The organism is Kamptonema sp. PCC 6506 (genome assembly GCF_000180455.1).
Classification (GTDB): Bacteria; Cyanobacteriota; Cyanobacteriia; order Cyanobacteriales; family Microcoleaceae; genus Kamptonema; species Kamptonema formosum.
On the sequence record NZ_CACA01000313.1, the window covers coordinates 41,194 to 62,651 of the forward strand.

17 protein-coding genes are annotated in these 21,458 nt (G+C 43.3%); 7 read left to right on the top strand and 10 right to left on the bottom strand.

Annotation, left to right across the window (positions count from 1 at the left end):
- Positions 1 to 228 precede the first annotated feature (228 nt).
- Positions 229 to 954, bottom strand: coding sequence for a lysophospholipid acyltransferase family protein (locus OSCI_RS19650; protein ID WP_007356857.1), 726 nt, complete (start codon positions 952 to 954; stop codon positions 229 to 231).
- A 581-nt stretch (positions 955 to 1,535) separates the two neighbouring features.
- Between OSCI_RS19650 and metG the strand changes: the two genes are divergently transcribed.
- The 3 genes from metG (at position 1,536) to lptC (ending at position 5,109) form a co-directional block, all read left to right on the top strand.
- Complete coding sequence (gene metG, locus OSCI_RS19655; protein WP_007356858.1) at positions 1,536 to 3,143, top strand: methionine--tRNA ligase; 1,608 nt, start codon at positions 1,536 to 1,538, stop codon at positions 3,141 to 3,143.
- A gap of 95 nt (positions 3,144 to 3,238) precedes the next feature.
- The gene (locus OSCI_RS19660; RefSeq protein WP_007356859.1) at positions 3,239 to 3,844 is read left to right on the top strand and encodes an NYN domain-containing protein; all 606 of its coding nucleotides are present in this window, start codon (positions 3,239 to 3,241) and stop codon (positions 3,842 to 3,844) included.
- 92 nt (positions 3,845 to 3,936) lie between these two features.
- Positions 3,937 to 5,109, top strand: coding sequence for an LPS export ABC transporter periplasmic protein LptC (gene lptC / locus OSCI_RS19665; protein WP_007356860.1), 1,173 nt, complete (start codon positions 3,937 to 3,939; stop codon positions 5,107 to 5,109).
- An 81-nt stretch (positions 5,110 to 5,190) separates the two neighbouring features.
- Here the strand turns inward: lptC and OSCI_RS19670 are convergent, their stop codons facing one another.
- The 3 genes from OSCI_RS19670 to gltX form a co-directional block, all read right to left on the bottom strand.
- On the bottom strand, positions 5,191 to 5,694 hold the full coding sequence (locus OSCI_RS19670; RefSeq protein ID WP_007356861.1) for a hypothetical protein: 504 nt from the start codon (positions 5,692 to 5,694) through the stop codon (positions 5,191 to 5,193).
- A gap of 73 nt (positions 5,695 to 5,767) precedes the next feature.
- A complete protein-coding gene (locus OSCI_RS19675; protein ID WP_007356862.1) occupies positions 5,768 to 6,463 on the bottom strand; it encodes a CAAD domain-containing protein in 696 nt (231 codons plus the stop codon).
- Between the two features lie 20 nt (positions 6,464 to 6,483).
- Positions 6,484 to 7,926: a glutamate--tRNA ligase gene (gene gltX, locus OSCI_RS19680; protein ID WP_007356863.1), complete on the bottom strand. Its 1,443-nt coding sequence runs from the start codon at positions 7,924 to 7,926 to the stop codon at positions 6,484 to 6,486.
- A 236-nt stretch (positions 7,927 to 8,162) separates the two neighbouring features.
- Here gltX and OSCI_RS19685 point away from each other — a divergent pair, with 236 nt between their 5' ends.
- Positions 8,163 to 8,825, top strand: coding sequence for a hypothetical protein (locus OSCI_RS19685; RefSeq protein ID WP_007356864.1), 663 nt, complete (start codon positions 8,163 to 8,165; stop codon positions 8,823 to 8,825).
- A 134-nt stretch (positions 8,826 to 8,959) separates the two neighbouring features.
- Entirely contained in the window at positions 8,960 to 12,397 is a 3,438-nt protein-coding gene (locus OSCI_RS19690) for a PAS domain S-box protein (protein WP_007356865.1), read from the top strand.
- Between the two features lie 90 nt (positions 12,398 to 12,487).
- Here the strand turns inward: OSCI_RS19690 and OSCI_RS19695 are convergent, their stop codons facing one another.
- Positions 12,488 to 12,763, bottom strand: coding sequence for a lipopolysaccharide assembly protein LapA domain-containing protein (locus OSCI_RS19695; RefSeq protein ID WP_007356866.1), 276 nt, complete (start codon positions 12,761 to 12,763; stop codon positions 12,488 to 12,490).
- Between the two features lie 135 nt (positions 12,764 to 12,898).
- Positions 12,899 to 14,335 carry a phosphoglucomutase/phosphomannomutase family protein gene (locus OSCI_RS19700; protein ID WP_007356867.1) on the bottom strand — a complete coding sequence of 479 codons (1,437 nt, stop codon included), beginning with the start codon at positions 14,333 to 14,335 and terminating at the stop codon, positions 12,899 to 12,901.
- 717 nt (positions 14,336 to 15,052) lie between these two features.
- Between OSCI_RS19700 and OSCI_RS19705 the strand changes: the two genes are divergently transcribed.
- Entirely contained in the window at positions 15,053 to 16,153 is a 1,101-nt protein-coding gene (locus OSCI_RS19705; protein ID WP_007356868.1) for a hypothetical protein, read from the top strand.
- Positions 16,154 to 16,440: 287 nt separating this feature from the next.
- Here OSCI_RS19705 and bchM read toward each other — a convergent pair whose 3' ends face one another.
- Both bchM and OSCI_RS19715 read right to left on the bottom strand, forming a co-directional pair.
- Positions 16,441 to 17,127 carry a magnesium protoporphyrin IX methyltransferase gene (gene bchM / locus OSCI_RS19710; protein ID WP_007356869.1) on the bottom strand — a complete coding sequence of 229 codons (687 nt, stop codon included), beginning with the start codon at positions 17,125 to 17,127 and terminating at the stop codon, positions 16,441 to 16,443.
- Positions 17,128 to 17,462: 335 nt separating this feature from the next.
- On the bottom strand, positions 17,463 to 19,607 hold the full coding sequence (locus tag OSCI_RS19715; protein WP_007356870.1) for a pentapeptide repeat-containing protein: 2,145 nt from the start codon (positions 19,605 to 19,607) through the stop codon (positions 17,463 to 17,465).
- Between the two features lie 338 nt (positions 19,608 to 19,945).
- Between OSCI_RS19715 and OSCI_RS19720 the strand changes: the two genes are divergently transcribed.
- Positions 19,946 to 20,509: a hypothetical protein gene (locus OSCI_RS19720; protein WP_007356873.1), complete on the top strand. Its 564-nt coding sequence runs from the start codon at positions 19,946 to 19,948 to the stop codon at positions 20,507 to 20,509.
- Between the two features lie 115 nt (positions 20,510 to 20,624).
- Here OSCI_RS19720 and OSCI_RS19725 read toward each other — a convergent pair whose 3' ends face one another.
- Together OSCI_RS19725 and OSCI_RS19730 are read right to left on the bottom strand one after the other, a co-directional pair.
- Positions 20,625 to 21,185, bottom strand: coding sequence for a hypothetical protein (locus OSCI_RS19725; RefSeq protein ID WP_007356874.1), 561 nt, complete (start codon positions 21,183 to 21,185; stop codon positions 20,625 to 20,627).
- Positions 21,186 to 21,208: 23 nt separating this feature from the next.
- Positions 21,209 to 21,406 (bottom strand): hypothetical protein, encoded by a 198-nt coding sequence (locus tag OSCI_RS19730; protein ID WP_007356875.1) that lies wholly within the window; start codon positions 21,404 to 21,406, stop codon positions 21,209 to 21,211.
- Positions 21,407 to 21,458: the final 52 nt, after the last annotated feature.

The window sequence follows — 21,458 nt, forward strand, 5'->3', positions numbered from 1 at the left end:
AATGAAGGAGCGGGGGAGATGGGAGCAGGGGAGCAGGGGAGATGGGGGGCAGGGGAGCGGGGGAGCAGGGGAGCGGGGGAGCAGGGGGGCAGGGGAGATGGGGGGCAGGGGAGCGGGGAAGATGGGTAATTAGCAATTAGCAATTAGCAATTAGCAATTAGCAATTAGCCATTAGCAATTAGCAATTAGCCATTAGCAATTAGCAATTAGCCATTAGCAATTAGCCATTTACAAACAACCTCTGCTTAGTAAGTGTGCTATTTCTCCTTGACAGTGTTCTGTTAGTTCAGTAACAACTTTTTTCGCCTGTTTTCCCTGGTATTGCTGCTGCACAGAAGGGGTGATCCAGTAAGGCCGACCGATTAAAACGTTAGTTCGCTGGTAAATTATCAGTGGATGCCAGCCTGATTGATTAAACAGGGGTTCTGAAGGATCGAACAGGCTCAAAAGCCTCAGCGGTACTGTTGAGCGGATAGACTGCTCTTGGTAAGAAGCGATCGCCACTGGCAAAACTGCCAAATCCTGCACCGGAGCCCGCAGTGCTAAGTGAGCAAATCCTCGCTGAAACTTGCCTAATTTATTTGGCGGGGTAAATTTCACCATCGGCTCTGCTCCCTCTGGAAACACCCCCACCATCTCCCCAGCTTGCAGCAGAGTTGTAGCTTGTTTAAAAAAATGCTGCTGGCGATGGGTTGGCTCCTCCAAAGGGAAAGCCCCAAATGTTGTCACCACCTCCCTCATCACCGGGACTTGACCCATGTAGTGATGGCAAGCAAAGCGAATCGGACGACCGATCGCGGCCGTCAGCAGCACTGGGTCAAGGAAACTACGGTGGTTGCTCACTACCAATACTGCACCAGATCGCGGAATGCGGTCTTCGTGGTACAGAAACCTCTGGGTTCCCAACGCAGCCAATAACCAGTGCGAAATTTGCAACGTGCTATCTAAAAACATGGGTAAAAGGCAGTTCTGGCGCTATAAGGATTTATCCGATCCCCATGCAGGTTAACATTACTTTACCAAATCTTGTCTCAGTCATAAAGTAGAAATCTGGGGGAATAAGAGGGGCTAGGGGCTAGGGGCTAGGGGAAGAGAGGAGGGGATGGGGAGGATGGGGGAGATGGGGAGGATGGGGGAGAAGGGAATAGAATTAAGGGTTTGAGGAAACTAGAATGTCCTAACTACCAAGAAGGTTGCTATATCGCTGTATTCCGCATTTATTTGCTGACTGACTCAAACAGCATTCAGGATCAAGAAATTGCTCAGCACTGAGGAAGACTAGAGGCAATATCCCTGGGTTGACTTCAAGAGTCTCGAAGACCCACTGAAGCGAGAATCTTAAAATTTGTTTTAGAATTAGCCAAAAAGATTGAACAAACATTAAAGTTGAAATTAGAGATAATTATCTTTTTGTAAAAACAGGGTTTGGGTATTTTTTCTGAATTTCAGCCAACCTGGTACAAAAAACAACTAGAGTATAATGGAAATAGTGAGTTATGATCCAAACGAGATTTAGGAAACTTCTTTAGCATTCAATGAAATCGACCGATATAACTAAAGACACCTTTGCTTTAACAACACCTCTTTACTATGTAAATGATTTACCTCACGTTGGCAGCGCTTATACAACGATGGCAGCGGATGCAGCAGCTAGGTTTGAGCGACTGCGGGGAAAATCTGTTTTGCTGATTACGGGAACAGACGAACATGGTCAGAAGATTCAGCGCACGGCTGAGAGTGTGGGGCGATCGCCTCAAGCTCACTGCGACCTAATTGCCGCTGGCTTCGAGTCTCTGTGGGAGCAGCTAAATATCCAATATAACCGCTTTAGCCGCACTACAGCGCCCCGCCATCAGTTCATAGTTAAAGAATTTTTCCAGCGTGTTTGGGAAGCAGGCGACATCTATTTGAGCCAGCAACAGGGATGGTATTGCGTCTCTTGCGAAGAGTTCAAAGAAGAACGCGACCTACTTCCTGGTAAAAGGTGTCCTATCCATACCAGCAAAGAAGTCGAGTGGCGCGACGAGGAAAATTACTTCTTCCGCCTTTCCCGCTATCAAGCTCAACTTCAAGAGCTTTACGAACAGCGACCAGACTTCATCCAACCCAAAAGCCGACGCAACGAAGTGCTGAAATTTGTCAGCACGGGATTGCAAGACTTTTCAATTTCTAGGATAAATCTTGACTGGGGTTTACCCGTTCCTGCCGACGATCGCCATACTATATATGTTTGGTTTGATGCGCTCTTGGGGTATATTACGGCTCTGCTCGATCCTGATAGCGAACCTACCTTAGAGAATGCTCTATCAAAATGGTGGCCGATCGATCTGCACCTAATTGGCAAAGATATTCTGCGCTTTCATGCAGTTTACTGGCCAGCAATGCTGATGTCCGCAAATTTACCAATGCCTGGTCGTATATTCGGACACGGATTTTTGACCAAAGATGGTAGAAAAATGGGGAAAACTGATGGTAACATCATCGATCCTGTGGCATTAGTCAATCAGTATGGTTCAGATGCAGTCCGCTATTACTTTCTAAAAGAAATTGAATTTGGAGAGGATGGTGATTTTAATGAAGCTCGGTTTATTGACACTTTGAATGCAGATTTGGCAAATGACTTGGGTAATTTGGTCAACCGTACCTTGAGCATGGCTCACAAATATTGCGGCGGCCTGATTCCGAATGTTAATGCTGAAGATATTGCACCAGATAATCCACTCAAGGAAATAGGTCTAACTTTGAGCGATCGCACAGCTCAAGCTTACGAAAATTTAGCCTTTAGTCAAGCTTGCGAAGCCATACTTGCTTTAGTGCAAGCTGGGAACAAGTTTATTGACTTTAGCGCACCTTGGAGCCTGTACAAACAAGGAAAACTAGAAGCAGTTGAAAAAGTTCTCTATCCTGTTTTGGAATCTGTTAGACTAGCAGCTTACCTTTTATCACCCATTATTCCCAATATCAGCAGTGCTATCTATCAGCAGCTAGGTTTTGCAATTGATTTTAACGACCAGGTTGCAATTAATAATTCAGCAACCTTTGCGACCCAAGCTATCTGGGGTGCTTTGCCAGCAAATCAAGCTTTAAGGCAACCTCAGCCAGTTTTTAAACGCATTGAAGTCTTACAATCAGTTTCTTCATAGTTGGGATCTATCATCGGTGTGAGTAACGTCATCATCATTACCATTACCAATCACTCTCTTACCTAAATCTTTCATAAAAATTGAGGCATATAATCATGTTGAGTAAACTAGACAATCACGACCTTTTCACTCCAGAACAGGTTCTAGAAAATAGAGGTCGAGTAGCAATTTTTATCGATGGCTCTAACCTATTTTATGCTGCTTTACAATTAGGAATTGAAATCGATTACACTAAGCTGTTGTGCCGTTTAACTGCTGGTTCGCGGTTGTTGCGCTCTTTTTTCTACACAGGTGTAGACCGCACAAATGAGAAACAGCAAGGATTTTTACTGTGGATGCGCCGCAATGGATATCGCGTGATTTCTAAGGATTTAGTGCAACTTCCAGACGGCTCAAAAAAAGCTAACTTGGATGTAGAAATTGCTGTAGATATGATGGCTTTGGTGGGTTCTTACGATACAGCAGTTTTAGTCAGCGGTGACGGGGATCTAGCTTATGCTGTGGATGCTGTCAGCTATCGCGGAGTCAGAGTTGAGGTAGTGAGTTTGCGATCGATGACGAGCGACAGTTTAATTAATGTAGCAGACCGCTATATTGATTTGGAATCGATTAAGGAAGATATCCAAAAAACTAATCGCCCGAATTATGCTTATCGTCCCTTGTCTGGCATTAGCTTGATGGACGATCATGAAGATAGATAATAATTGTTAGTGGTTAGTGGTTAGTAGTTAGTGGAAAAGACAACTTAACAACTAACAATTAACGACTAACCACTAGCAACTACCAATTAACAATGATTCATCCAAAATCTAAAATCCCAAGTTCAAAATTTCCCAGAACACTACCACTAGCTTTAGTTACTTTGCTTTTGGGAATAGTCGCTTGTGGAACTGAAGAAGCAACCCAGAAAAACAAATTAGCCGAAGATATTACTTCTGCTGAAAAGTTAAATAGCACGTTAACTTTGAGCGATGTTACTCTCGAACAGGCTAATGAAAAAGGGGAACGACTATGGACGGTAAAATCCCAGCAAGCTACTTACAGTAAAGACCAAAAAGTAGTTAATGTTAAAAATCCCACTGGTAAACTCTTTCAAGATGGCAAAGAAGTTTATCAAATTGAGGCTCAGACTGGCGAGGTACGCCAAGATAGCAATCAAATTATACTTAAAGGCAAGATTGTAGCTACCGATCCCCGCAATGGTATAGTGCTACGGGGGAATGAGTTAGAGTGGCGACCAAAGGAAGATTTACTGATTGTTCGTAATAATTTAACGGGAGATCATAAACAGGCAATAGCTTCAGCTAAGGAGGCGCGAGTTTTTAGTCGCGCTAAGCGGATGGAGTTATTCGGGTCTGTGGTTGCTAATATTAAAGATCCTGTTTTACAGTTACGAACTGAGCATTTAATTTGGCTGTTAGATCGGCAAAAGATGATCGGGGATCGCCCAGTACAAATCGATCGCTACAAAAATAAAATAATTACAGATCGAGCTTATGCTGACCAAGCTGATGTTGATTTAAAACTCAAAATTGCTAACTTGACAAAAAATGCTCAATTACTGCCTTCAGACCCGCCGTTGCAGATATCTAGTAATATTATGAGTTGGAATTTTCCCGCTGAACTTGTGGTTTCGCCGGGGCCTGTGACTGTTATTCAACTCAAAGAAAAAGTGACGATGAGGGGGAATCAAGGTCGGGGAGATTTAGAAAAAGATGTCTTTTATTTAACTGGCAATGTTGTTGGAATTGGGGAGAAACGTAATGCTCAATTGAATACAGATAATTTTATTTGGTATTTAAAAACTCAGACTTTTGATGCTATAGGAAATGTGGTTTATCGTCAATTAGACCCTGAGTTTAATTTGACTGGGCCCAAGGCTGCGGGACAACTTAAAAATGAAACTGTGGTTGTGCAAGGGGATGCAAATGGTGGCCAGGTAGTTACTGAGATTATTACTAAGTAGGAAATTTGTTGGGATAGTTGCTAATCAGGACTTACGCACCCAACCAAAGAAACCGGGTTTTTTGACGAACTAATAGCATTGCTACTGCATATTCTTCTGAGAAATTCTGATGATGTAAGGAGAATATTTATGTCTTTCATAAGAACCAACCCAAATATCATAATTACCAGAAAGCCATTGACCGACAAGACCAGGGTTTTTGCCTTCATAGTCATCATTGCACCAAGTTCCACCAGGCCCGCGTACTATTAAGGTGGTATCTTCAGAACTTTTCACTTGAATGCTCAGATACTCGAAAAAATTCCTTAAAACTAACTTATGGTCTGGCTTTCCATCTATAAAACCAATGCAAGGCCCTGTAACGGTTTCTTGTCGGCCTGCTGTTTCTTGAGCTACTACAAATCCACCGCTAAGACCTCTAATTGTCATCGGATCTGGAGAAAAATCTAGGCTGAGAGTGACATCTTCAAAGATAGGTGTTGAGTTCTTTTCTTGAGCGATCGCTAAGACATTGTTCAGCAGAATAAACACAGCTATTGCTAGTGCTAAAACTAATACTCCTTTGTGTCTTTTCCGATTGGTCATGGGTGGGATGTAGCAGCAATTAGGTATTTGTTAACGGTTAACAGTTAACAGTTAACCGTTAACCGTTAACTATTTAGGATTTTCGTCCTAAAACTTGTTCTTTGAGAATTTGGATGTTTTGAGATAATTCTTGGCGATTGGAGGACTTCAGTAAATAGCGGTAGATAAACCAGCTTGAGTATCCAATTCCAATTAGCTCAAAAGTTGGCTCTAGGAAGGGGATATCGTTTAGCGCGTCCACTACGCCCAGAAATATTTTGAAGGCGATAATTGAGGCTATTATCAAACCTAGAAGAGTGAGCTGGCTTTTGTACTCTTGATAAAAGCCGCTGATGTAATCTGGGAGGTGGGACAAAATTGAGAGGATTTGTTCTTTAATCTGCTGCGACTGGCTTGTTGACTGGGTTGTTGATTTGTCTGCGGCAGTATCTTCGACGATGATAACAGTTTCAGGTGGATTTGAGGTTGACATTTTTGCTACTATAACAGGTTGTTCAGGTTGATTTGGGGTAGTTATTTCAGCACTGGCAATCGTTTCAAACGGATTTGCCGCAGGTGTTTGGAGGTAATTTACTGCTGGCGGTTCTGGGCTAGCAGTTTCGGCTGTAACTTCTGTTGGTTGTTCTGAAGTAGGAGTTTCGGCAACTACTTCTGCTGGTTGTTCTGGACTAGCAGTTAGGACAACTACTTCTGTTTCTGGTTGTTCGGGAGTAGCAGTTTCGGCAACTACTTCTGTTTCCGGTTTTTCTGGGTTAGGAATTTCAGCCACGACACCAGCCTCTTGAAAATTTAACTTTTAATGCCCTCTTGCAAGCGGGTGATATCCATTTCCCGTTGGTGAAGGATTACCCACGATTCTATCAGGTCGGGGCCGTGCATTGCCCCTGTCAAAGCTGCCCGGAGAGTTCGCATGATTAGCCCTTTTTTGAGGTTTTTCTCTTTGCTCACCTTTTTGGTAATTTCTTGAGCTTGGGCTGATGTTAACTGCGGACAGCTTGATAGTGCTTCTAAAATCGCTTGCAATGCGTCTGCTGCGTCTGGTTGCTGCAATTGAGCAGTGGCTTCTTCTTCGTACTCCAAGGTTGGGGTAAAGAATAATTTGCTCATATCGACGGCATCTTTGAGACGGACGAGACTAGGGCCAATCAGAGCGGTAATTTGTTCGAGCCAAGGGCGATCGCTCACTGGATCGAAGTCATACCCCGCTGACTGCCAATAGGGTATCAATAAATTTGTCAGTTGCGGCACTGCCATTTTGTGTAGATATTGACTGTTGAGCCAGTTGAGCTTGTCCCAGTCAAATTTCGCCCCTGCTTTGTTGACGCGATCGCAGCTAAAATGTTGAGCTGCTTCTGAGAGTGTAAAGATTTCTTGGGTGGAATCGGGGGGTGTCCAACCTAGAAGCGTCATGTAATTGACTAATGCTTCTGGGATGTAACCCATGTCTTTAAAGTCGGAAATAGAGGTTACGCCGTCGCGTTTAGAAAGTTTTTGTCCTTCTTTATTTAAAATTAGGGGCGTGTGGGCAAATTCGGGGAGTGCGGTTCCCAAGGCTTCATAGAGCAAAATTTGTTTGGGAGTATTGCCGATGTGATCTTCGCCTCGGATGACGTGGGTGATGTTCATGTCGATGTCATCGACGACAACGGCGAGGTTGTAAAGGGGTTGACCGATGTTACCGCCGCTGGAAGCTCTAGCGATTACCATGTCGCCGCCGAGGTCGCTGCCTTTCCAGGTGACGGTTCCGCGTACCATGTCATGCCAGGATATGGTGCGATCGTCGTCGATGATGAAGCGGATTACGGGTTGTCTGCCTTCGGCTTCAAAGGCGCTTTGCTGTTCGGGGGTTAGGTGACGGTGGCGATTGTCGTAGCGGGGGGCTTGTTTTTTAGCTTTCTGTTCTTCCCGCATTTGGTCGAGTTCTGCGGCGCTGGTGTAGCAGCGGTAGGCCAGTCCTTTGTCTAAGAGGGTTTGGACTGCTTGACGGTATAAGTCTAGACGCTGGGATTGGAAACTGGGGCCTTCATCCCAGGTGAGGCCGAGCCAGGTGAGGCCTGTTTGGATGTTCTCGGTGTATTCTGGGCGCGATCGCTCTAAGTCTGTGTCTTCTATCCGCAGGATGAATTTACCGCCAGTGTTGCGGGCGTATAGCCAGTTAAATACGGCGGTTCTGGCGGTACCGATGTGTAGATTGCCGGTGGGAGAGGGGGCGATGCGAACTCTGACTGTCATTTTTTGATTTACTACGATGTTAGTTTGGGGGCGTTTAGCTGGTTGGAAGGCGTGGCGCTTGTGGAACTATAGATTTTAATATAGCTTGTGCCAGAGTGGCGCTTGAGTTGGATTGAATGGATGAGGGAAGGGAGGGCGATCGCTACGAAAATCCAGCAATGGCAATAAAAGAAGAGTTAAGTTAAATTAAGTTTGATGGATGCGTCCACAACCCTGAATCACTTTGAGGAATCGATATGGCAGATTCAAAAAGCGAAATAAACGCTAAAATCGAAAATTTTCCTGTAAACAGTCCTAGCTTTCAGACTACATTAATATCGGCTTTTGAGATGGCAATGCGTCACCACCAAGAACAGGAATTAGCTGCATTGAGGAACACAGTTTTAAATGCTGGACTACCAAATGCACCGGAGGCAGATATACAGAGAATGTTTCTAAATTGGCTAGATGAATTTACAAGTTGGCATTTAATGTTACTCAGGTATTTACAGGAATATAATGCTAATGACATACAAGTTATTGAAGAAGGTCTTGAGGTAAAACGCCCTTTTTATAATCAGGTACTACAAGATTTACAAGCCAAAGGTTTAATATATTTGAAAGAGGTATATGTAGCCAAAGAAAAGAATAAAGAATACGAAAGACAGTTTCCCAATCCTATTCCACTGCCTTCTACAAATTTGATGGATTTAGGCTATCGAGATCCTTATAAAGATACAAATATAGTGGTTTTCAAGCGAGTTGAAAATATTGATAAATTTATCAAAGAGGGTAAATATTATTGCGATAATAGCAGTAAATCCGCTAAAGTTGATCGCATTACAGATGTGGGTAAATTATTTTTGGACTTCATTAAAAATCCTATTGAAAAAGTAAGTTTTGACCGCTCTCAACAATGAGAGATAGTGCTATCTCCAAAACGTGCAAGTTGCGTTACCTAAGCTGACACAGACCGCAAATTTTAATTGTTTGACATGGGAACCTGATGCTGAGCAATAATGTGATATAGAAGCCGGTAGGTATTTGTAAACAAATGTTCTTGAAAGCTCTAACCAGTCGGATTTCTTCTAAATCGCTCAAGGTGCCGCTGCGTCTTGTGTTCTTAGTGCCCCTAGTGCTGCAAATCTCGGCAGCAGTAGGGTTGACGGGATGGCTGTCTTTTCGCAACGGACAGAAGGCAGTTAATGATTTAGCGGCCAATTTGAGTTTAGAAGTTACTGGTCGCACTCAAGAGCATTTTCAAAGCTTTGCAGACGCATCTAACTTATTTCTGGAATTGAATACGGCGGCAATTCGAGCCGGAAATTTAGATCCAGAAGATTTTCCTAGCTTAGAACGCTATTTCTGGCATCAGACTCAAGTGAGCGATCGCGTGACCACGATCTATTATGGTAGTGTTTCGGGCGAATTTCTACTGCTTAAGAGAGAAAATCCTCCTCTTGTCTATATTAAAGACGAGTCTACAGATTTTGCCAGGAAAATTTACCGCCTCGATAGTCAAGGAAATCGCGTTGAGTTGGTGAAAACAGACAATTACGATCCTCGGACTCGGCCTTGGTACAAAGCTGCCGTGCGATCGCGTCAATCTACTTGGTCGCCTATCTATCAATTTACCGCGATGCCTGTTCTGGGGATCACGCCAGCCACCCCAATCTACAATAAAAATGACGAATTGCAAGGTGTGCTGGCAATCGACTTAACCTTAGAGCAAATTAGCAATTTTCTCAGAGGCTTAAAAATTGGCAAATCGGGACAAGCTTTTATTATCGAGCGCAGTGGTGATATTGTTGCTAGTTCGACAACAGAGTTGCCTTTTGTCAAGACTGCTGAGGGACAAAAACGCTTAAAAGCAACTAACAGTAATAACCTATTGATTCGTTCAGCGGCGGAGTCTCTGTATCAACAATTTGGCAATTTAGACCGGATTCAGGAACCGATTCATATAACATTTAATGTTGACTCTCGCAATCAATTTTTAACTGTGGCTCCCCTAGCTGATGGTAAAGGAATTGATTGGCTGATCGTCGTGGCAATTCCCGAAGCCGATTTTATGGACGGCATCAATGCTAATAACCGTACTACTTTCTTGTTCTGTGTGGCAGCTTTGGCGGTGGCAATCGTGCTTTCAATTTACACTTCCCGCTGGATTACTAACCCAATTCGACGCTTAAGTGCAGCCACAAAAGCAATGGCACAGGGGGAATTAAACCAAAAGGTTGAGGTGCCAATTGCTGAAGAACTGGGGATATTAGCTGAGTCTTTCAACTTGATGGCTAAACAGTTACGCTCGTCATTTGCAGCTATGGAAGCGACAAATGTAGATCTAGAACAGCGAGTTATAGAACGTACAGCTAAACTCCAATCTGCGGAAGCGGAACTGCGGGCGCTGTTTGCAGGGATGAGCGAATTAATTCTAGTTTTGGATAGGAATGGCCGCTATTTAAAAATCGCGCCGACAAATCAAGCACTGACGTACAAACCGATGGAAGATTTAGTTGATAAAACGATTGGTGAAGTTTTTCCACCAGCACTTGCTGATACTTTTGTCGGCTATATCCAGAATAGCTTAGATTCTCAGCAGACTGTCAATGTTGAGTACAACTTGACGATCGGCGATCGCGAAGTCTGGTTTGCAGCTAGTATTTCCCCACTTTCACAGGAATCAGTAATTTGGGTAGCGCGGGATATCAGCGATCGCAAACTGGCAGAATCAGCACGACAACAGACAGAAAAACAGTTACTCCGGCAAAACTCGGCCTTGGTAGAACTAGCACGAAATAAAGCTTTATACCGAGGAGATTTGAATGCTGCTATCAAAGAAATTACCGAAACTACTGCCTGCACTCTTGAACTCGAACTAGCAAGCGTATGGCTGTACAATGAAAGCCGATCGCAGATGGAATGTTTTGACCGATTTGAGCGCAGCAGTGGCTTACATAAGTCCGGCGAGCCATTAGTAGCAGCGGATAACCCGGCATATTTTCAAGCTTTGGAAGAAGATCGGATAATTGCACCCGGAGATCCCTTCAGCGATCGCCGGACTAAGGATTTTGCTAATTCTTACTTTGCGATTACTGGTACTGCTTCTATGCTTGACGCACCGATCCGAGTTGGTGGTGTGGTAATGGGAGTTCTCTGTTTGGAAGAAGTGGAACAAACCCGATATTGGACGCAGGAAGAGCAAAATTTTGCGGCTTCTATTGCAGATTTAGTATCTTTAGCGATCGAAGCTAGCGATCGCCTGCGTACCGAAACCGCTCTTCGCAGTGCTGAAGAAAAATATCGCAGTATTTTTGAGAACACAGCCGAAGGTCTATTTCAAACGAGTTTAGAAGGACACTTTCTGAGCGCAAATCCTGCTCTCGCCAGGATTTACGGTTATTCTTCCCCAGAGGAACTGCGAGAGCTTGTCAGCGACATCAAAAGCCAAGTTTATGTAGATCCCCACAGACGAGATGAACTCACCCGGCTAATAATCCAAAGAGGTGCAGTATCAGGGTTTGAGTCTCAGGTTTACCGTGCTGATGGTAGTATTATTTGGATTTCGGAGAATGTGCGATCGGTCTTAGATCGAGATGGGAACGTGCTTTATTACGAAGGCAGTATTGAAGATATTAGCGATCGCAAACACTTTGAGTCAGTTTTGCAGTTAGCAAAAGAAGCAGCGGAAGCAGCTTCGATGGCAAAGAGTTCCTTTCTCGCCAACATGAGCCACGAACTACGAACCCCCCTAAATGCAATCATCGGTTATAGCGAAATGCTCCAAGAGGAAACGGAAGATTTAGGCTACCAAGAACTCACCCCCGATCTCCATAAAATCCACATTTCTGGTAAACATTTACTCTCACTAATCAACGACATTCTTGATATTTCTAAAATAGAAGCCGGTCGCATGGATCTTTACTTAGAAACTTTTAGTGTCGATGATTTAATTGATGATGTTGCTGCTACTGCTAAACCGCTAGCCGAGAAAAATGGAAATATTTTAGAGGTGATAAAAAACAGCGATATCGACACAATGCACGCTGATATTACCAAAGTACGCCAAATTTTATTAAACTTACTGAGCAACGCTGCCAAGTTTACCCACAATGGCAAGATTACTCTAGCAGTGAGTAGGGAAATAGCGGCTATTGATGCGGAAGAAAGTATGACGACAGCAGAAGTAATAATAGATAATCAATCGAATATCAATAATAATAATTCATCCGCAATTTCTAATTTTGAATGTTTGATTTTTAATTGTACTGACACTGGTATCGGCATGACTTCTGAACAATTGCAGCAGATTTTCCAACCTTTTACTCAAGGAGATGCTTCTACTACTCGTAAATACGGCGGCACTGGTTTAGGATTAGCAATTAGCCACTGCTTTTGTCAGATGATGGGGGGCAAAATTGCAGTTGAAAGTCAGATTGGTATCGGCTCTACTTTTAGTGTCAAGTTGCCTGCTAATATGGCTAATGGCTAATTGCTAATGGCTAATGGCTAATTGCTAATGGGTAACTGCTAATTGCTAATTGCTAATGGCTAATTGCTAATGGCTAATTGCTAATTACCCCTATCCCCATCTCCCCCGCTCCCCTGCTCCCCTGCTCCCCTGCCCCCCTGCTCCCCCGCTCCCCCCAGGGATGCTCCACATAGGTTGGAGGATTGCGCCGCCTAATATTCCTGCTGTCGCGCTCAAAGCTAATACTACTCCTACCGGAATTTCAATTGATTGGAAAAAGAGGAAGTTTAAGGATACTGGGGTGGCATTCTGCACTGATAAAATTGCGATCGCGCTTACTGAGGTAGCTACAACTACACTAATGAGAAGATGGGGAATAGTTTTCATAAAAAAGGGTTAATAAAGTTTTGAAGTTTGAGTTTTGATCTTGCTTTGTAAATTGGAATATTCTACAGCTTTGAGTTGATACTAAAAACTTATCTTACACTTAGAATTACAGGACTCATAACTCGATCTCAAAACTCATGTTGGTTCTAATTGGTTGATAATATTTTCTATCTCTTGGACAATTTGCGCTTGTTTTTCCACAGATTCGGTTTCTAGATAAACTCGCCAGAGAGGTTCAGTCCCGGAAGGGCGCATCAGCACCCACCCGCCATCTTCCAAATACAGTTTAATCCCGTCTTTATATCCTACTTTTTTAACTTTAACTCCGGCGATGTCTGTCGGGGGATTGCGTGTGAAGTATTGGATAATTGCGGCTTTGTAAGCGTCATTGAGGTGAAAATCGATCCGCTTTTCGTATAAGGGGCCACCTGCTTCTGTGACAGCTTCTTCTACTAGCTGAGATAAGGGTTTGCCTTCGATCGCGATCGCTTCTGCTACCAGCATACCAGCTAAGATGCCATCTTTCTCAGGAATATGACCCAATACGCTCAAACCTCCAGATTCTTCGCCGCCAATGAGTACGGCTGTTTCCCGCATTTTAGCGCCGATGTATTTGAAACCTACTGGCGTTTCGTAAATTTCTAAATCGTACTTAGCAGCGAAATTGTCTAGCAGGTGGGTAGTTGCAACTGTACGAACGATCGCGCCCGTTTTGCCCCTATTCTTAATTAAGTGCCGTGCTAGTAGCAGTAATACTGAGTTCGGAGCGAGGATATTTCCCTTCTCATCAACTATACCAAAGCGATCGCTATCTCCATCTGTCGCCAAACCCAAATCCGCTGCATCTTTCTTTACAGCCTCTACTAAGCATTCTAATTGCTCTCCCTTTGCTTCCGGCATCCCACCGCCAAATAGCACATCTCGCCAGCAATGGAAAGTCTCGATTTCACACCCGCAGTGTTCCAAAACTGTATCCAAATAACCGCGAGAAGTTGAGTAGAGAGCATCATACTTCACTTTCAAGTTAGCAGAACGAATTTGCTCTATATCTATCAGCGTGTAAAGAAATTTTAAATAATCTGGTTTCGGGTCAAAGGTAGAGATTTTATCGCTAATTTTGCCTAAAGGCTCTCCATCAGCAGCCTCCGCAATATGCACCGAAATCGTATCGGTAATTTCTGGTGTCGCGGGGCCTGCGTAGTCAGGAATATACTTAATACCACAGTAGGGTGCAGGGTTATGACTTGCCGTGAACATTAAGGCCCCAGCAGAGTTTAAATATTTGGCGCTGTAAGCAATGACTGGCGTAGGACAATCTCGCTCCGCCACCTTGATATTCCATCCTAACTCTGCTAGGACTTCAGCGGCAGTGCGAGCAAACTGGTCAGCAAGAAAGCGGGTATCGTAGCCGATTAAAACTGGGCGATCTTTAGTATAAGCACTTTCTAGATAGCTGGCGATCGCCCGCGTCACCTTCCGCACGTTGGCGAAGGTAAAGTCCTCGGCAATAATCCCCCGCCACCCGTCAGTCCCGAATCTAATATTGCTTTTAGTATTCCTACTCACACTCATCTTTACCACTCCCTCTCGCTCGCTTTGTTAATGGTACAAGAAGCTTAGCAATTAGGGAGGTAGCTGGCGGACTTTTTACTCTCACTCAGAGGAAATTATCCTTGTGGGAGGTAGACATTGAAGATGTTAGCCTGAAGATATGCTTTTACGATTAGTTAGAAGTAATTCAGATATAACGCATCAGTGGATCTATCTTCAGAGGTATTTATTATAGAATTTTTCTCAAAATATAACTTTTATTTTTTATTTACAATTGAGCCGCAGTTGTGTTAACTTTTATAAAGTATACGAGTCGATAAACTTTAATTGCCTACCAAAAATTTCAGCAAGTCCTACTAATTTGGCTTCCAATCTTCAGCCGATAACGCACACATCTCCCAAAACTATCCGATCCTAATATCTTGCTTAAGATATTGCTGGATATAAAAATTATAACTTAGAGTAAGTGACAAAGTTTGCTTCAACCCGGTTTCAGACTTGTAAATAGATTCGGAAGGGTGCAGAGGTAAGAATTTTTTGTATTTTCAAATACATTCACACTTAAGCCAAATGGCAGATGATAAGCCAAATGGCCGATGATAAGCCAAATGGCCGATGACTTGTAGCAAGATGGCGGGTGAAAATTCTTAAAGAAATGTGAAACAATAGAAGTTAAGAAACTTAAAGGGTGAGCTAGTCGGTCGAGGATTTCCTTTACACAAAAAATCGAGGGTTTTAATGACTAACATCTCACAATCTAAATTATCCGTACCTAAAGATGATGTAGATAGGGAGCTAATAACAACTTTAGTACCGCATCCTCAACTCATCAACCGTCCCGAAATAACTGCCAACGACCAATCCTCTGAGTCGAACGTTTCTTCCATAGCAGTTAACTGGGCCAAAAAATATTACACTACAGTTGCCTCTCACGAGAAGCGATCGCAGCTCAAAGCTCCTCAAACTCAGCAATTACCGGAATTTGAGGGAAATCGGGCTAGAATAGTTGACAAGCTGACGGATACCCTAAAAGTAGCCAGCGACATAGCTTGGGGTAAAGTGCAAACTCTTCTAGGTCAAGATATAGAACGTCACGCCATCAGTCCCGACTTAATTAATCCTTCCCAAATTATTGCCGATGCTCGTAAATTATACGCCAAAGCAATTGATGCCTATGCAGAAGAAGAATCTCCTGCTCGCCTATCAGTAGTAGTGGGCAGAGATATAATTGAAATACGAAGCAAATACTCCCACGCAGATCCGCTAGTCCTGGGATTTGTCACGATGGAGTTTCATTATCTGGGGCAATTCTTATTAGAAAGTCTTTCCCAGACAGAGCAATTGCAGTTAGTACCTTACTTAAAAATTATCGATGATTACCTGCACATACCGTTCGGAGAAATCCAAGCAGCCGCAGGGAATCACGATCGCAACTCAAAAGCTTTGGTAGCAGTGCAGCATTTGTTGCAAAACACGACTCAGATTGCTAGTGTTGTACAGGATCGCGTCAGTTCTCAGCATCAAGGCTATCGCAGCAGTAGCGGCTATCTGAGCGATACAATGGTAAAACTTTCTAGCATTCGGGATGTAGAAATTTTTCAAAGCTACTTATGTTTGTGTGCCCTAGAAGATAGCATTCGGCCAGCACAGCAAGAACTATTTCCCCTCTGCGTGATGTTATATCCCAGACTGCACGTAAGTTGGAAATTAGTGCAGGATATGCTGCTAGTTTTGTTGTGGGAAATCCACGACCGCTTACCTCCTGAAGATGTCATGGTATTTTTACCATATCTACGGACGCTAACTGAAATGTTTTCCGATGAGGTGTTTCAAAATTAAATGGAAGTTAGGAAATTCGGTGCGATCGTGGGGGGTTTGGGTGTTGTGAATCTGAATCGAGACTATGTAAGGGGTGGTTTAGGATAAAATTTATTGCCTAAATCTCCCTACAAATTCAGAAATATTTTAGCTCCATAATTACCTTGGCAGTTGCTATAAAAGCTATTTTACTAATTATAAGACTTACGCATAGTTTACGTAACGCCCTCTGGGTGGTAAATTACCGCCCAGAGGGCGGCGTTACAAACAATTTACGTAAGTCATATAAATTATTTAATTATCATTCCCTAGTGCCGCACAGCTTCGAGTATGCGAGAATAATAAAAGCTAGTGCTAGTCATTCCCTGCCGCCGAATTGTAAAACCATTGCTTTCTAGAATCTTGATAATATCAGTTTCCCGATGTTGATAGGCGCGGGTAGTTTTACTTGGCCCTGGAAAAAATTCCCCAATTTTCTTGAGAGCAGTTAAGGCTAAAGTTTTCGGGGCAAAACTGACAATTACTCGCGACTCGGCCATAGAACTTAGATGACTAATCATCCCCTCAGCTTGTTCTTGAGGGTAGTGAATCAGCACATCCAGACAGATAACTGTATGGTATTGACCACTCAAAGCCTCCAAATCTTGAGCCGTAAAGGTGACATTATTAGCCTTTCCCGGAACAGCATTAGCTCTTTCATAGGCTTCTGCTACCATCTTTTCAGAGATATCGCTAGCATAGACAATTGCTCCAGCTTCAGCTAAGGGAATACTGAGACTACCCACGCCACAACCAGCATCACAAACTAACAGACCCGGCAAATTGCCATCAGCGACGAGCCATTCTAGCACTGTATCAACAGTCTGCTGATGTCCTGTGCGGATATCAAGTTGAACTTTATTCACTTTACCGTCGCCGTAAATTCGCTGCCAGCGATCGAAGCCAGTAGAGTTAAAATATTCCCTGACAATATTTTTGTCGTCGGCTGCGTTCATAGATTAATTTGCCTGCTGATGAATTCCAAAGGTTTATTATACAACCCGAACTAACCAAACTAGGAAGAAGGAAGAAGAAAGAAGGAAGAAAAATTTAGTTATCTAGGAGAGAAGGAAGAAGGCATACACAGTCAGCTTTTTAAGTGGTCGGACATAATTAAACGTAGGGTAGGCGCTCGCCGCGAAAAGCGATGTTTTTCATAGCCATAGAGACTGTCGGCGAGCGCCGACCTGTGCATTTTATAGCGTTTATTTATGTCCAGCTACTTAGTTAGCATAGGCCGACTTTGTTTAGCAGCGGTTTCAAGTGCTGAGGTAGTGGGAGAATAAAACTATTAATTTTTCTGGGGACAACGGGGATGAATCCCTCCCTGCAAGCAAATATAAGCTACTTGACTGGCCTCTAAATTTTTAGCCTCTGTAAAATCAACTCCTTGTAAACGCCCTGATTTAGAATTAACAGGTGGACTTTGAATAAATTGATCGGGTCGATTTTGCTTTCCTGTCACAAACATTGCCCCTTTAAAGTTAGCTCCTGTAACATTAGCACCTCGGAAATTGACTAAACTTACATCTGCATTCCGAAAATTAGCATCTTGCAGTTGAGTATTGCTTAAATTTGCACTAGCAAGTTTGACTGAAGTCAGATCTGCATTTTGGAGATTGGCTTTGCTCAAATCTGCTCCCGATAAATCTGCACCTTGCCAATCGGATTTTCTCAAGTTTGTCTCTGGAAATAGAGCGCCTTGAGCTTTAACTTGTCCTAAACGCGCACCCTCCAAATTCGTGCGCGACAAATTTGCACTTCCTAAATCCGCACCTGTGAAAGTGGCATCTTGTAATAAAGCTTGCCGCAAATCTGCTCCAATTAACTTGGCACTGCTGAAGTTAGCTCCGCTCAAAATACTATAAGATAAATTAGCTTTGTTCAGAGTTGAGCGTAGAAAATTAGTGCGGTTCATCGTTATATTATTCAAGAATGCACCAGTGAGATTTGCACCTTCAAAATTAGCGCCACTCAAATCTGCTCTCCAGTCATCAAAAGTACCAAAACGAGCATCTGCTCCCGCTCCGTAAAAGCGGATACCTGGTAGGATAGCATTAGTAAGATTGGTGCTTCTTAAGTTAATTCCTGATAGGTCGCCTTTGTCTAATACTAAAGTGAATTGAGCGGAGCCAGAAGCAGTTTGACTTAAATCTGTGCGGCTGAGATCGATATTATTAAGTTTCCCTCGATTCACGGTGAGAATTTTGGCTATCGCTCTCTGAGTAGCCCTTTGCCGAATAGCAGCTAACTGTCGTTCTTTGGCATTTCCGCCGTAGCGCATAGAATCTAAGTCATTGCTAAGGGCTTGATTTAACCTCTGCAAATAAGGTAAGGTTTTCAGCCCCGCACTCACTAAAGCTTGCTGAATTGAATCAACGAGAGTGGGATTTTCTTCTTGACCAAGCAGATCTGCTAATAATGGTATGGCGCGGGAATCTTCGACTACACCTAAAGCTAAAATTGCTGCCCGTCGTTCGGCTATGCCATTGGGCGACATTGGGGATAATTTGTTAACTAAAGCTAGAAATACTTTGTCGTCGCGCTGTTTGAAATCCCGCAAATTTGCCTGACTTTGAATGTAAATTTGGGTGCCGATAAAGGTTCCCAAAACTGAGGTCATACCCAGAATAGTAACTATTAGTAGAGTTAGTCCGGGGTGTTGGCGCATCCAGGCCCAAAGGCCGCGACTCCCATCTGCTGAAGCTTCTGGTGTTAAGACCAGGGCCGCGATCGCAGCATCTTCATCACTCCAATCTTGCCCCATAAAGGGATTTGTCGTATTACTTGATAATGCTCCGGCATCGGTGACAAAAGTACCCGCTAAACGATCATGTCCTGTGCGCCGTTTTGGATCAAATTTAGTCGCTAAGCCGTCTCCTAGCAGCATTAAGCCACTCATTCCCATTAAAATGACTAAATCGGGAAAAGCACCACTGATGCGCCATAATGTGTAAGCAATGCCGACTGGTATTCCCCAACGTCCCAAACTTTCGCGGGCCAAGGCGCGTAGTATCCCCGGTGCTGCACCCGACTCCGAGATGACTTTGACACCAAACCAGCGCTTGGGGGAAGTTTGACCTTTTTTAGCGAGTAAATATAGTTGCCATCCAGCTACAGCTATGGGGGCTATAAGTGCGCCAGACCAGAATAAATTAGTTAGGGGAGTGACTCGCGGGTTGCGATCGCGGATCGGAATTGCTAAAGTTTGTGCGATCGCTTCGGATGTGGCGGCGACTGCGGGGTTGAGAGGTACACTCTTGATTGCATTATTAGCCAATGTTCCGATCGTAAATGGAACTAAGGAACTAGCAACAATTAATGATACTTCAACTGCCCAAGCGCCACACCTACGAACCATTAGCGGCAATTCTCGACGTACTTGCCACGATGGATTTGATTGATTAATGTCGCTCCTTACCGTTGGGCTAGCCATATTGATTTTAGATTTTAGATTTTAGATTTTAGGCGATGTGTGTTAACAGTTAACAGTTAACGGTTAACAGTTAACTGTTAACTGTTGAGTAAGAAATTAGAGCATCGGAGATTCGGTAAAAAACTGGGTTTTTTTAGTCGAAATGCCTAAGTCCTGTTCATCTCACTTTCAGGTAGGGTGGGATGAGCTTAACCTATATCTCCATTTCCCAGTACCCATTTATATCACCGATCGCTATTTTTTGAGGTATGGGGGTCGCCTCAACTTGTACGCTATGTACAGCAAGAATCCCGGAACAGTGAGGTTACTGGTAGAAGAAGAAAAAAGGAAGAAGAGTGATGTGGGGTCATGGGATCGGAGAAAATGGGGTCAGTGATGGAGCAGTGGAGCGATTGAAACAGGAACCCCGGAGCTCCCCTACCGTCGAGAAACTTGGGTATGCCGCCATTGTGTTCGCAATCAGAGGAAGAATAATTAAAATGAAAATGCGCGATCGCGGGATACTTCCCTTAGCTTTAGCAATGATTTTAGCAACGGCTGGCGTTGTCCGCTCTCAAGCTCTACAGATTAGTCCCGGATTTAAGGAACCCCTAACTGTTTCAGGTACATCTGGTGGCCCCAACAACAGTGGTGACTGCGGTAATATTGCCCCCACACCGAATCTCATCATCCAAGTAGGGGAGGATTTACCTTATTGGCGAATTAACGTGCAAACTGCTGGTGCTCCTACGATATTAATTCAAGGGCCGGCTGGTCGTTTTTGCATCTTGCCAGAAAGTGCTGGTGCCGGTAATTTGGAGTTTTCGGGGTTTGGCAATAAGGGGACTTATTCTATCTTTGTAGGCGATCGCGCCCAAGGTCAACATCCTTACAATCTCTCTATTACTCAAAGTCGGAACTAATTTTGGTAATTGGTAATTGGTAATTGGTAATTGGTAATTGGTAATTGGTAATGGCTAATTGGTAATTGCTAATTGGTAATTGCTAATTACTAATTGCTAATGGGGCAAAATCCTCTCAGTCTCCTAATGGATTTGAGTGTTGATTTATCTTAGCACTCTTTGGCACGTCGGCCCTCGTATAAGTCCAGATTGCACCTGGTTCTAGCGTCAGCAACATATTGTCAGGAGTAAATAATTCCCAGTAAGATAAGTCAAAATCATCTGCAAGGTCTGGGAATATTTTTAATTTACAGCCGTTACTGAATTCTACAGTTAGAATCAAATCTGGGTAGTGAGTTTCAAAGGCAGTAATAGTTGTACCTTCAATCACCTTAACTTTCTCTTTAAACACTTCTGGTAGTTCCTTAGAACTGGTGATTATTTCTTTAGTCGGTGATTCCAGTGTCCAGTCTGTCCCTCGCGTGCCTAACATCCAAGCAGCTTGTTCTTTACCCTTCATTAATTTATTTAAGATCGGAATTCTCTCTCCTATATAAAGATATAATTCATCTCCATAGCTCATTCTCGCATTCCAGCACAGCTCCCCTATAATCACACTGACAATGCTTCTTAGTTGCACTAAATCAGCATCGTTTTTAATCGGCTGTAATATATTTTGGTCGGTAGTTACTGTCATAATTTTAATCTGTTATTGCAAATTTATTCTAAACCTAAGAACTCGCAAGCCTTTTGTCGCAATTCTTGATAGGTAAAATCACCGCGTTCATTTTTGTTACCTATATAACCGGCCTCTTTCTCGGATTCTAAAAAATCTCCAAATGCTTGTCTTTGTAGCCTTTCCATTTTAAATTCATTAGCAATAGCATTAATTTGCTTAATATCTCTTTTGGGCGGCATCTGATTCTATATTTTAACACTCCTCACCTATTATTTAATATCTTGACGTATC